Source organism: Paraburkholderia sp. J67, from assembly GCF_905220265.1.
Taxonomy (GTDB): Bacteria; Pseudomonadota; Gammaproteobacteria; order Burkholderiales; family Burkholderiaceae; genus Paraburkholderia.
On sequence record NZ_CAJMZK010000020.1, the window covers coordinates 23,399 to 35,571 of the forward strand.

General features: G+C 64.0%; 11 protein-coding genes. All 11 read left to right on the forward strand.

The genetic code is table 11. The annotated features are described in order from the left end of the window. Positions 1 to 185: 185 nt before the first annotated feature. Complete coding sequence (locus U5782_RS28525; protein WP_322047209.1) at positions 186 to 737, forward strand: GNAT family N-acetyltransferase; 552 nt, start codon at positions 186 to 188, stop codon at positions 735 to 737. 45 nt (positions 738 to 782) lie between these two features. Next, on the forward strand, positions 783 to 1,718 hold the full coding sequence (locus U5782_RS28530) for an ABC transporter substrate-binding protein (RefSeq protein WP_322047210.1): 936 nt from the start codon (positions 783 to 785) through the stop codon (positions 1,716 to 1,718). Between the two features lie 90 nt (positions 1,719 to 1,808). Beyond that, positions 1,809 to 2,504 (forward strand): TonB family protein, encoded by a 696-nt coding sequence (locus U5782_RS28535; protein ID WP_322047211.1) that lies wholly within the window; start codon positions 1,809 to 1,811, stop codon positions 2,502 to 2,504. Between the two features lie 19 nt (positions 2,505 to 2,523). After that, positions 2,524 to 3,330, forward strand: coding sequence for a MotA/TolQ/ExbB proton channel family protein (locus U5782_RS28540; protein WP_322047212.1), 807 nt, complete (start codon positions 2,524 to 2,526; stop codon positions 3,328 to 3,330). A gap of 10 nt (positions 3,331 to 3,340) precedes the next feature. Beyond that, a complete protein-coding gene (locus tag U5782_RS28545; protein ID WP_322047213.1) occupies positions 3,341 to 3,766 on the forward strand; it encodes a biopolymer transporter ExbD in 426 nt (141 codons plus the stop codon). A 25-nt stretch (positions 3,767 to 3,791) separates the two neighbouring features. Continuing rightward, a complete protein-coding gene (locus U5782_RS28550; protein ID WP_322047214.1) occupies positions 3,792 to 4,208 on the forward strand; it encodes an ExbD/TolR family protein in 417 nt (138 codons plus the stop codon). Positions 4,209 to 4,417: 209 nt separating this feature from the next. Further along, positions 4,418 to 6,814 (forward strand): TonB-dependent receptor, encoded by a 2,397-nt coding sequence (locus U5782_RS28555; protein ID WP_322047319.1) that lies wholly within the window; start codon positions 4,418 to 4,420, stop codon positions 6,812 to 6,814. A gap of 167 nt (positions 6,815 to 6,981) precedes the next feature. After that, a complete protein-coding gene (locus U5782_RS28560) occupies positions 6,982 to 7,983 on the forward strand; it encodes an LLM class flavin-dependent oxidoreductase (protein ID WP_322047215.1) in 1,002 nt (333 codons plus the stop codon). 33 nt (positions 7,984 to 8,016) lie between these two features. After that, the gene (locus U5782_RS28565; protein ID WP_322047216.1) at positions 8,017 to 9,357 is read left to right on the forward strand and encodes an LLM class flavin-dependent oxidoreductase; all 1,341 of its coding nucleotides are present in this window, start codon (positions 8,017 to 8,019) and stop codon (positions 9,355 to 9,357) included. A gap of 36 nt (positions 9,358 to 9,393) precedes the next feature. Beyond that, a complete protein-coding gene (locus tag U5782_RS28570) occupies positions 9,394 to 11,178 on the forward strand; it encodes an amino acid ABC transporter permease/ATP-binding protein (protein WP_322047217.1) in 1,785 nt (594 codons plus the stop codon). 1 nt (position 11,179) lies between these two features. Next, positions 11,180 to 12,169, forward strand: a complete 990-nt coding sequence (locus U5782_RS28575) for an ABC transporter substrate-binding protein (protein WP_322047218.1) — start codon at positions 11,180 to 11,182, stop codon at positions 12,167 to 12,169. Positions 12,170 to 12,173: the final 4 nt, after the last annotated feature.

Genomic DNA, 12,173 nt, shown 5'->3' on the forward strand with positions numbered 1-12,173 from the left:
AAAGACAAGCCGATAAAGATATTAGAAATGCTTGGTTAATCTGCATTCCTCGAAGGGCTAATCTTGTCGCACCACAACGGTCGTCAAAACACATGACGACCGCGCGATAACAGAAGAAAGTCGGCAGCTTCGGATAAAGCCTCCAGAAAGCTGTCGGATATCGGCCCATTACGAATGCAACGACCATGAGCTACCGCATTATCGACACGTCGCCGCTCGATCCCATCGCACAGCCTTTGATCGATGCGCTCACGCAGGAATACGCCACGCGCTACCGTGCCTTCCGCGCGGATAGCGAGGCGTCCGCCGCAGCGGAACTCGCGCGCTATCCCGCCGAACGGTTCCTGCCGCCGGAAGGCGCATTCATCGTGATCCAGCGCGATGGCGAAACGGTTGGCGGCGGCGCATTCAAACGCTACGACGGCCAGACCGCCGAACTCAAGCGCATCTGGACGCGCGAGGACCAGCGCCGCCAGGGGCTTGCACGCCGTGTCGTCGAAGAACTCGAATTGCGTGCAGTGCGCCAGGGCTATCGGCGCGTCTATCTCACCACCGGTTTCAAACAGCCCGAAGCCTGGGGGCTCTATATCGATGCGGGTTATGCGCCGTTGTTCGACCGGGCGATCGCGCCCGAAGTGCACGTGCACCTGCCGTTCGCCAAAGACCTCGTCAATCCCCGCGCGATCGACACGCTGCACGACCTGCGCCCGCGCGAGCCGCTAGGCGCGCAACACTGAGCGCTTCGTCTGGCTTTGTTCCCGCACTGTTCCGATCATCCTCTCATGACCATGACCCTCAAACGTACTCTCGCTACCCTCGTGGGCGCGCTCACGCTTGGCGCGGCCAGCCTCGCGCTCGCTGCGAATGCTTTCGACCTGAGCCCTGAACAACACGGCCGGGTGCGCGCCGCCGCGGACCCCGCGATCATCAAGACGCTGCCGGCGCATTTCAATTTCGCCGACAAGGACACGCTCACCATCGGCATTGTCCCGGCGCTGCCGCCGATCAGCACCTACGCCACGGATGCGAAAACCGTCGTGGGCTTCGACGTCGACCTCTCCGAGGTGGTGGCCGACAGTCTCGGCCGCAAGCTCAAGCTCGTGGTGCTGGCGTGGCCGGACTGGCCGCTCGCGCTGCAATCGGGCAAGGTCGATGCGGTGGTCTCGAACGTGACCGTTACCGAGGAACGCAAGGAGAAGTTCGATTTTTCGACTTATCGACGCGATGAACTCGGCTTTTATGTGCGCAAGGACAGCGCGATCAAGACGATTCACGAGCCCAAGGATATTGCGGGTCTGCGCATCATCACCGATGCGGGCACCAATCAGGAGAAGGTGCTGCTCGAGTGGGACAAGGAGAACGTGGCGCATGGCCTGAAGCCCGTGAGCGTGCAGTACTACGACGATGACGCGGTGCGCACGCTCGCGCTGCAATCGGGGCGCGCCGATGCGATCTTCAGCGTGAACGCGGTGCTGGCCTGGCAGTCGGCCACGCAGGGCAAGACGCGCCTCGTCGGTACGGTGAGCGGCGGCTGGCCGCGTACCGCCGAAGTGGCGATCACCACGCGCAAGGGTAGCGGGCTGGCCGTGCCGCTCACGCAGGTGCTCAACGGCTTGATCCAGGACGGCAAGTACCGCCAGGTGCTGGATCGCTGGAACCTGGACTCGGAAGCGATCGAGCGCGCCGCGACCAACCCGCCGGGCTTGCCGAAAACCTGACGCAGTGGGCGCTGCCTGCGAGGCAGGCGGCGCGATCTTTCCATAGTCTTACAAACAGTTTGCAGTCCATAGAAATAGAAGGAGCGTTTCATGTCGGACTCAGTGGTGGTCGCGGGGAAGTGGGCGGCGCGCCCGCGGCATTACGGGGCGCGCAAGCAGGGCTCGGTGCGCCGCTACGCCGGTATCGCCGCCGTGCTGCTGCTGCACGTCGTGTTCATCTGGGCTTTGCTCAACGGGCTGGCGAGCAAGGTGGTGCAGGTGATCCAGAAGCCGGTGGAAGTGCGGATTCTGGAGACGGTCAAGCCGCCGCCACCGCCGCCGGTGCCCACCATCAAGCTGCCACCGCCGAAGCCCGTGGCTCAGCCGAAGCGCGTGGCGCCTTACGTACCGAAGCCCGAAGTGCCCGTGGTGGCGCCGCCTGCGCCGACCATCGCGCATCAGTCCGAGCAGCCGACGCCGCCTGCGCCACCCGCACCCGTTGCGCCCCCGACTCCGCCCGCGCCCGCGAAACCGGTGAGCCATGAAGCGGGCGTGGTGTGCCCCAACTCGGACAAGGTGCGCGCCGCGATGGTGTACCCGGAAGAAGCGCAGGACAACAACATTACCGGCGACGTGCTGATCTCCTTCGTGGTGGATGCACAAGGCCATGTGACGGAAGAAAAGGTCGAGAAGTCCGCCGACCCCTTGCTCGACCGCGCAGCCTTCAACGTCGTCAAGAAGTTCAATTGCATTTCGCAGGGGCAGCCCGTGCGCGTGCAGGTGCCGTTTTCGTTCAACCTGAATTAAGAGCCTTTCTGGAGCCATCATGAAGAACCCGACTCTTGCCGCGCGTTCAGCCGGCCTGATTACCACGGCGGCGGGTGCCGTCGCGTTCCTCGCGTCGCCGCTGGTGTGGGCACAAAGCGCCCCTGGCGCGTCCGATGCGGCCAACCCCTATGGTCTTGGCGCGCTATGGGCCAACGGCGACTTCGTCGCGCGTTTCGTGCTGCTCGTGCTGGTCGTCATGTCGATGGGTAGCTGGTACATCATGATCACCAAGTTCGTCGAGCAGGCCCGTGCGGGCCGCCGCGCCAAATCCGCCGATGCCCAACTCTGGAGCGCGCCGTCGCTGGCCGTGGGCGTGGCCGAACTCGACGACAACTCGCCGTTCCGCTTCATTGCGGAGACGGGCCTCGAAGCCGCAGAGCATCACGACGAAGCGCTGCTCGAAGAGGTGGACCGCAATACGTGGATCCAGGTGTCGATCGACCGCGCCAGTGGCAACGTCTCGAATCGTCTTCAGGACGGTCTTGCGTTTCTCGCCACGGTGGGTTCGACGGCGCCCTTCGTCGGCCTGTTCGGCACGGTGTGGGGCATCTATCACGCGCTCACGGCCATCGGCATCGCGGGCCAGGCGTCGATCGACAAGGTCGCGGGCCCGGTGGGCGAGGCGCTCATCATGACGGCTGTGGGTCTGGCCGTGGCGGTGCCCGCCGTGCTCGGCTACAACTTTCTCGTGCGCCGTAACAAGTCGCTGATGGAGCGCGTGCGCGGCTTTGGCGCGCAACTGCATACGGTGCTGCTCGCCGGGGGCCGCAAGCGCCCGGTGCGCGCGGTCGTCAACGCCCACTGAGCGACCCGTCATGGCCATGAACGTAGCGCAGGACGGCGGCGAGGACGAAGTCATCGCCTCCATCAACACGACCCCGCTCGTGGACGTGATGCTGGTCTTGCTGATCATTTTCCTGATCACGATTCCGGTGGTCACGCATACCGTACCGGTGCAGTTGCCCAAGGAGACGGTCAATCCGCTGCAAACCAGACCGGACAGCATCGAGATTGCCGTGGACAAGGACGGCGACCTGTTCTGGAACGAGAAGCAGGTGGATGCCGCAACGTTGCTCGCGCAACTGAAAGGCGTTTCGCAGCGCGATCCGCAGCCCGAGGTTCACGTGCGCGGCGATCAGGCGACGCGCTACGAGTTCATCGCCCGCGTGGTGAGCACCTGCGAGCGCGCGGGCATCGCGAAGGTGTCGTTCATTACGCAACCGCCCGCGCGTGGCGGCTAACCTGAACAGAAAAGGAGTCTAGACGATGGCGATGAACGTCCCATCGGGCGGCGACGAACCGGACGTGCTGGTGGACATCAACACGACGCCGCTCATCGACGTGATGCTGGTGTTGCTGATCATGCTCATCATCACGATCCCGATCCAGATGCACGCGGTCAAGATGAATCTGCCGGTGGACAACCCGCCGCCGCCGCTCACGCCGCCGCCGGTCGTGCAGATCGATATCGGCCCTTCTGGCGCGCTTAGCTGGAACGGTGCGCCGCTGGCAGCGGGCGCGGATCTCGAGCACCACATGGCCGAAGTCGCGGCCCAGGCGGATCAGCCGGAGATCCATCTCTCACCGGACAACCTCGCACCCTACAGCGCCGTGGCGCAGGTCATGGCGGCGGCCCAGCGCGAAGGCGCGACGAAGATCGGACTGGTTGGCAACGAACCTTGACGGCGTCGTTCGGGAACGGGCGCCGACGTTCCCGCAGATCGATAGCGGCACGGGGATGTTGGCGCACAAGAATAAAGCAAACATTAAATTAATAAGTTGTTCGAATGAAAACGAAAAACAATACTTATGCTTCGGGTTTTGGATCGACGAGAACAACACCGATAATAAGCAACGCAACGATCGAAGATCGACGCGTGCCCAGCGTGCGCATGAAGGTGCTGTCGGCGGCGGTATTGGCGCTGGCGTGCAATGGCGCAGTGTGGGCGCAAGAAGCGGCGGCGCCAGCGGCTGCGGCAAGCGGGGCCACTGCCAACGCGACCAGCACGGTGCAGCAGGACACCGTCGTGGTGACCGGCAGCCGCACGGAAACGAAAGCGAGCAAGAGCCTCACGCCGGTTGATGTGATCAGCGGCGCGCAGCTGCGCTCGACGGGCCAGACCAATCTGCGCGATGCGCTCACGCAGTTGTCGCCCTCGATCGGTCACGAGACCTACGCGGGCGATGCGGCGATGCTGACCAACACGCTCTCGCTGCACGGCCTGAGCCCCGACCACGTGCTCGTGCTCGTCAATGGCAAGCGCCGCCACACCACGGCGAATATCTCGCTCGATGGCGGCCTGAACCAGGGCTCGACCGGCGTGGACGTGGACATGATCCCGATCGCGCTGATCGACCACATCGAGATCCTGCGCGACGGCGCGGCTGCGCAATACGGTTCGGACGCGATCGCGGGCGTGATCAACATCATTCTGAAACGCGCGTCGCATGGCGGCGAAGTGACGTCCACCACCGGGCAAACCTATGCGGGCGACGGACTGAAGAACGCGGAATCGGCGAATATCGGCTTCAATCTGGGCGACAAGGGCTTTCTCGATCTGAGCGCGGAGTATGCGCGCCAGAATCATACGGTGCGCACCGGGCCGGACGATTACTTTGGCAGTTTTCCGCAAGGCCAGGGCTATTACAACCGGATGCTCGGCGACCCGTCGGCCACGCGCGAATCGGTGGGTTTCAACGCGGGCTATTACCTGGGCGACGACGTCGAACTTTACGGATTCGGCACCTATGGGCACCGCAACGCGAGCGCCTACCAGAACTATCGTCCGCCTTCAGTCCTGCCGTCGATCTATCCCAATGGCTTTACGCCGCAGGAAACCGTCAACGAGAACGACTACTCGATCACGGCGGGTATCAAGGGTGAGAACCTGCTGGGCTGGGCGTGGGATCTGAGCACGACCTATGGCGGCGATCATGACAACATGGGCATGGTCGATTCGGCCAACACGGGACTCTATGCGGCCGAAGGCTTTACGCCCACGACGTTCCATCTGGCGACGGTGAGCAATACGCAGCTCACCAATAACCTCGACTTCTCGCGGGCCTTCAATGTGCCGCTGCTGGCCGGGCCGCTGCACGTGTCGTTCGGGGTGGAGCAGCGCCGCGAAACCTATACCGTGGGCGCGGGCGATCTGTATTCGTACCTCGACGGCGGCGCGCAGGCACTGCCGGGTCTTGCACCGGTGAGCGCGAGCGACAACTCGCGTAACGTGTTCGGCACGTATATCGATCTGGCGACGAAGATCACGCAGAAATGGCAGATCGATCTGTCTGGCCGCTACGAGCACTACAACGACGTGGGCGACACGACCAACGGCAAGATCTCGACGCGTTACGACTTCACACCGGGCTTCGCAATTCGCGGCAGCGTGAGCACGGGCTTCCGTGCGCCGTCGCTCGCCGAGGAGTACTACACGAATATCAACGTTTCGCCCGCTTCGGCGCAAGGGCTGCTGGCGGCGAATTCGGCGGCGGCCAAACTGCTCGGCGCGCAGTCGCTCAAGCCCGAGGAGTCGACCAACTATAACGTTGGCTTCGTGCTGCAACCGGTCGATAACCTGCACCTCACGCTCGATGCGTACCAGATCGATATCCGCAATCGCATCGTGATGGGCGGTACGGCGTCGGGCGCCGAAGCGATTGCGGCGATGGAAGCGGCAGGACTCTCGGTGCCGAGCTCGATCCCGGCTTCGGCGGTATCGGCGAGCTATTTCACGAATGGCGCAAGCACGCGCACGCGAGGCCTCGATCTCACGGGCACGTATCACACGAGCTTTGGCCGCTTTGGTCAGGTGGACTGGGATCTGGGCGTGAATCTCAACACCACCTCGGTCACCAGCGTGGCGAAGGGCGCCAACGGTGCGCCGACGCTCAATGCGCAGCAGATCGGCTGGCTCACGACCTCGACGCCGAAGAACAAGATCATCATTGGCGGCACCTGGCATCGCGACAAGTGGGGCGTGAGCCTGCACGAAACGCGCTATGGCTCCACGTCGAGCGAACTGACCTATATCGTCGGGCCGAACGCTTTTTCGACCACGCAGTTCCAGCACGTCGAAAATGCCGCGCGCTATGTGACCGATGTGGAAGTGCGTTACGACGTCACGAAGAAATTCCAGATCGCGGTGGGCGCGAACAATCTGTTCGACGTCTATCCCTCGAAGATTCCTTATGTGAATCAGCTCGAAGGGGTTCAGTACGACGGCTATGCGTCGAATATCGGCGTGAATGGTGGTTTCTATTATCTGCGTGCGCGCTACCAGTTCTAAATAGCGCAGACGCCGCACTGATATGCATAGCAGAAATCGCTCGTACGCTCCGGCGCATTGCATCGACATAATGTCTGGAGCGCAATCGAGCGATTTTCCTTTCGGTGTGTTTGCAACCTTTGCAACCGTTCTACCCGTGTGCGGAGTGCGCACGGGGAAGGAGTGACATGGCCTGGTCTCTTTCCATTCTCGACAAAAGCCCGATCGCCGAAGGCGCGAGCGCGCACGATGCGCTGCGCTTCACGATACGCCTCGCGCAGCGCGCGGAAGCGCTCGGCTACCAGCGTTTCTGGATCGCCGAGCACCACGGCGCACCGGGGCTCGCCAGCTCCGCGCCGGAGATTGTCGTTTCGCATCTGCTTGCGCATACCTCTCGCATTCGCGTGGGCTCGGGCGGGGTGATGCTGCAACACTACAGCCCGTTCAAGGTCGCTGAATCGTTCCGCGTGCTCGCGTCGCTCGCGCCCGGGCGGGTGGATCTGGGCGTGGGCAAGGCGCCGGGCGGCCTGCCGCTCACCACGCGCGCGTTGCAGTGGTTCCACGACAAGGCGAAGAAGCCCGATTTCGCGGGGCAGCTCGCGGAACTGGATGCCTTCCTCAAATGGGGCGTGCCCGAGGATCACGCGCTGGCCGGTGCGCTTGCGTTGCCCGTGCCGCCGGAGGCACCGCAGCGCGTGCTGCTGGGCGGCAGCCCCGAGAGCGCGCGTCTTGCCGCAAAGCACGACTGGGCCTTTTGCTATGCCGGCCACTTCAATGGCGACGAAGCCAATATCGCGCGTTCCATCGACGCCTATCGTGAAGCCACTGGCCGCGCGCCGTTGCTGGCGCTCTATGCGTTCGCCGCCGGCACGCGTGAAGCCGCGCGCGCCCAGGTTGGCGCGCTGCGTCTGTTCAAGCTGCAACTCGCTACAGGCCAGAGCGTGAATTTGCCGAGTCCCGAAGCCGCGGCCGAATTTGCACGGCAGACCGGTGTATCCGATTACCGCCTCGACGAACTGCATCCCCACGTGATCGCAGGCACGGCCGACGATGTGCGCGCCGAACTCGATGCGTTGCATACGCGCTTCGGCGTGGAAGAGTTCGTGATCGACACCCCGGTGGCGGATTACGCGCGGCGACTCGATTCGGTCGAGCGCCTTGCGCCGCTGACCCAGGACGCACGCGTCTGACCACCCGCATCCATATAATAGAAGGAATCCGAAATGACTGATCAAACCCAGAAGCCTCAGCGCAATCTTACTTTCGGCATCATGCTGCACGGTGCGGGCGGCCACATGAACGCGTGGAAGCATCCGGGCGGCCCGGCCGATGCGAGCGTGAATCTCGACTTCGTCACTGGCATCGCGCAGAAGGCCGAGGCCAATGGCGTGGCGTTTGCATTCGTGGCCGACGGCCTCTATATCAACGAGAAGTCGATTCCCCACTTCCTCAATCGCTTCGAGCCGATTTCGATTCTCTCGGCGCTGGCCACGGCGACCACGAAGATCGGCCTTGCGGGCACGCTTTCGACTTCGTACAGCCATCCGTTCACGGTGGCGCGCCAGTTCGCCTCCCTCGATCTGATCAGCGGCGGGCGCGCGGGCTGGAACGTGGTGACCTCGCCGCTCGAAGGTTCGGCGAAGAACTATGGCGGCGAGCATCCCGATCACGCGTTGCGCTACGAGATCGCCGATGAATATCTCGACGTCGTGCAAGGGCTCTGGGATAGCTGGGACGACGACGCTTTCGTGCGTGACCGCGCGAGCGGCCGCTTCTTCGAGCGCGACAAACTGCATACGCTCGATCACAAGGGACGCTTCTTCGAAGTGGCGGGACCGCTCAATATCCAGCGTTCGCCGCAAGGGCAGCCGGTGATCTTCCAGGCGGGCTCGTCCGACTCAGGCATCGACCTGGCGGGTAAATACGCCGACGCGGTGTTTACGCATTCCCCCTCGCTTGAGGAGACGCGCGAATTTGCCGAGCGCGTGCGTCAAAGCGCCGTTGCACACGGGCGCGCGGCTTCGGACGTGAAGATCTTCCCCGGTATCGGGCCGGTCGTGGGCACGACGAAGGAAGAGGCCGAAGAAAAGTATCGCGCGATCCGCGACCTGCTCAGCATCGAAGACGCGCTTGCCTATCTTGGCCGCTTCTTCGAGCATCATGACTTCTCGCAGTATCCGCTCGACGAGCCGTTCCCGGAACTGGGCGATCTCGGCACCAATAGCTTCCGCTCGACCACGGATCGCATCAAGAACGAGGCGCGTCGCAGTGGCGCGACGCTGCGCGAAGTCGCGCTCGAAGTGGCCACGCCGAAGACCCAGTTCCTCGGCACGGGCGAACAGATCGCCGACGAACTGATCCGCTGGATCGATACGGGCGCGGCCGATGGCTTCATTCTGGGCTTCCCGGTGCAGGCCGAAGGGCTCGACGATTTCGTCAGGCACGTGGTGCCGGTGCTCGAAGCGCGTGGGCGCTATAGCCGCCGTTTGACTGGCGACACGCTGCGCGACCACCTCGGACTGCCGCGACGCGAGAGCCGCTACGCGCTCGCCAAAGCCCAGTGACGCCTTGACCGCCGAATCGAGCAGGAACATCGAACCATGAGCGACACTACCCACATCGCCGTCCCCACGCATGCCACGCACGACGCGTCCGACTACGCGCATTTCCGTGTCGTGCCCGCACGCCATCGCGCCCGCACGGCGGGCACCGTGCTCGCCGTCGTGCTGATCGCGCTGGTGCTGCACTCCGTGCTCGGCAACCCGCGCTGGGGCTGGAACGTCTTCGCGCAATGGTTCTTCGCGGAGCCGATCCTCGAAGGGCTGTCACGCACCCTGTTGCTCACGCTGGTGGGCGCGGTGTTCGGCTTCGCGCTGGCCGTGCCGATCGCGCTGGCGCGACTCTCGCGTTCGCCGCTGCTGGCGGGCTGCGCGTGGGCGTTCGTGTGGCTGTTCCGCTCGATTCCGCCCATCGTGCTCTTGCTGTTGCTGAATAACCTGGGCTATCTCTACGAGACCGTGTGGATCGGCGTGCCGTTCACGCATCTGGCGCTCTACGACGGCCCGACGACGGACCTCATCAGCCCATTCTTCGCGGCCGTGGTCGGTCTTTCGCTCAACCATGCGGCTTTTGCGGCCGAGGCGTTTCGCGGCGGGATTCTCTCGGTCGATCAAGGGCAGCGCGAAGCGGCGGCGGCGCTTGGTTTGCCGCATGCACGCCAGGCCTGGCGCATCGTGCTGCCGCAAGCGATGCGCGCGGTGCTGCCCACAGCGTTCAACGACGTGATCGGACTCGCCAAGGGCACCTCGGTGGTCTATATCCTCGCGATGCCGGACCTTTTCTATACGGTGCAGATCGTCTATCACCGCAATCTGGAGGTGATTCCGCTGTTGATGGTGGCGACCATCTGGTATCTCGTGATCCTCACGGTGCTCTCCGCCATTCAGGTGCACATCGAGCGTCACTACGCGCGCGGCGCGACGCGTGCGCAGCCGCAGCGCTCGGCCTTCGGGAAACTGCTGGCGAGGTCGTTTGCGCGTTCGAAGGTCGCGGCCGGGCACGATGCCTCTGCGGTGACGCAGGCCGAAGCATCGCCCGCTGCCGACGCGGGCTGGGCGCAGCGCCGCACGGGCGGTCGCGTAGGTATCCATAATGTTTCGAAGAGCTTCGGCACGCTCAAGGTGCTCGACAACGTGTCGCTCACGGTGCCTTCGGGCAGCGTGACGGTGATCCTCGGGCAGTCGGGATCGGGCAAATCTACGCTGCTTCGCTCGATCAATCATCTTGAGAGTGTCGATGACGGCTTCATCGACATCGACGGCGAACTCGTGGGTTATCGGCGCGAGGGTCGTACGCTCTACGAGTTGAAGGAAGCGGAGATCCTGCGTCATCGCGCCGAAGTGGGCATGGTGTTCCAGAACTTCAACCTGTTCCCGCATCTGAGCGTGCTCGACAACATCACCGAGGCGCCTATCGCCGCGGGCGTGCCGCGCGCCCAGGCGCAGGCCGAAGCGCGCGCACTGCTGGCGCGCGTGGGTCTCGCGGGCAAGGCCGATGCGTGGCCGCGCCAGCTTTCGGGCGGGCAGCAGCAGCGCGTGGCGATTGCACGGGCGCTGGCGCTCAAGCCCAAGGTGCTGCTGTTCGATGAACCCACTTCAGCGCTGGACCCGGAACTCGTCAACGAAGTGCTCGACGTGATTCGCCAGTTGGCGCGCTCAGGCACAACGCTTGTGATCGTGACGCATGAGATCGGCTTTGCGCGCGAAGTCGCGGACACCATCGTGTTTATGGACGGCGGCCGTGTGGTTGAAGCAGGGCCGCCCGCCCAGGTGCTCGGCAATCCGGCTCACCCACGTACGCGTGAATTTCTTTCGAAGGTCTTGTGATATGACGCGATCATCAGACGTTGAATCATTCGTTGCGAGCGCAAGCAAAGACGGGCGGCGGGATTTTCTCGTCAAGCTCGCGGCGCTCGGTGCGGTGCCGCTCGTGCTCCCTGCACGGCGTGCACAGGCGGCTTCCGTTTCGAACTTCGATTTCAGTCCGCAGCAACGCGCCCGCCCGCGTGCTCAGCACGACGCCGAGGCGCAGCGCGCGGCGGCGGGTTATCGCTTCGTCACGCCCGGTACGCTGACCGTGGCGGTCGCGCCGTTCGCGCCGCCGATTGCGACCTACGCCACGGACGCGCGCAGCATCGTCGGTGCGGACCCCGACTATGCGCAATTGCTGGCCGATTCGCTGGGCCTCAATGTGGACTTCGTGCCGGTGGCGTGGGCTGACTGGCCGCTGGGTCTCACGAGCGGCAAGTATGACGTGGTGATTTCGAACGTCGGCGTGACCGAGGCGCGCAAGCGCAAGTTCGACTTCACGACTTACCGCCAGGGGCTGCACGCGTTTTATGTGGCCTCGGGCAGCAAGATCCAGTCGATTCGCGAGCCTCGCGATGTCGCGGGCCTGCGCGTCATCACCGGCTCCGGCACGATTCAGGAGCGCATCCTGATCGAGTGGAATCGGCGCAATGTTGCGCAAGGGCTCAAAGCCACCCAGTTGCAGTATTTCGACGATAGCGCGTCGGCGCGACTCGCGCTGGTTTCGGGGCGCTCCGACGCCGAGTTCAATCCCGACGCGCCGCTCGCCTACGAGGCCGCCACGCAAGGCGGCATCCGCAAGGTGGGCAGCATCAACGCGGGCTGGCCCTATACCGCCGATGTGGCGGTCGCCACGCGCAAGGACAGCGGCCTCGCCAACGCGCTCACGCTCGCGACCAATGGCTTGATCCGCAATGGGCAATATCGCGCGGCGCTCGCGCGCTGGGCGATCGAATCGGAAGCCGTCGAGCGCGCCGAAACCAATCCGCCCGGCCTGCGCGACGCCTGACGCA

What these genes read in the sequence shown, in the direction of transcription:
- U5782_RS28525 (WP_322047209.1), top strand. Translation starts at nt 186, where the DNA reads ATGAGCTACCGCATTATCGACACGTCGCCGCTCGATCCCATCGCACAG.
- U5782_RS28530 (WP_322047210.1), top strand. Translation starts at nt 783, where the DNA reads ATGACCATGACCCTCAAACGTACTCTCGCTACCCTCGTGGGCGCGCTC.
- U5782_RS28535 (WP_322047211.1), top strand. Translation starts at nt 1,809, where the DNA reads ATGTCGGACTCAGTGGTGGTCGCGGGGAAGTGGGCGGCGCGCCCGCGG.
- U5782_RS28540 (WP_322047212.1), top strand. Translation starts at nt 2,524, where the DNA reads ATGAAGAACCCGACTCTTGCCGCGCGTTCAGCCGGCCTGATTACCACG.
- U5782_RS28545 (WP_322047213.1), top strand. Translation starts at nt 3,341, where the DNA reads ATGGCCATGAACGTAGCGCAGGACGGCGGCGAGGACGAAGTCATCGCC.
- U5782_RS28550 (WP_322047214.1), top strand. Translation starts at nt 3,792, where the DNA reads ATGGCGATGAACGTCCCATCGGGCGGCGACGAACCGGACGTGCTGGTG.
- U5782_RS28555 (WP_322047319.1), top strand. Translation starts at nt 4,418, where the DNA reads ATGAAGGTGCTGTCGGCGGCGGTATTGGCGCTGGCGTGCAATGGCGCA.
- U5782_RS28560 (WP_322047215.1), top strand. Translation starts at nt 6,982, where the DNA reads ATGGCCTGGTCTCTTTCCATTCTCGACAAAAGCCCGATCGCCGAAGGC.
- U5782_RS28565 (WP_322047216.1), top strand. Translation starts at nt 8,017, where the DNA reads ATGACTGATCAAACCCAGAAGCCTCAGCGCAATCTTACTTTCGGCATC.
- U5782_RS28570 (WP_322047217.1), top strand. Translation starts at nt 9,394, where the DNA reads ATGAGCGACACTACCCACATCGCCGTCCCCACGCATGCCACGCACGAC.
- U5782_RS28575 (WP_322047218.1), top strand. Translation starts at nt 11,180, where the DNA reads ATGACGCGATCATCAGACGTTGAATCATTCGTTGCGAGCGCAAGCAAA.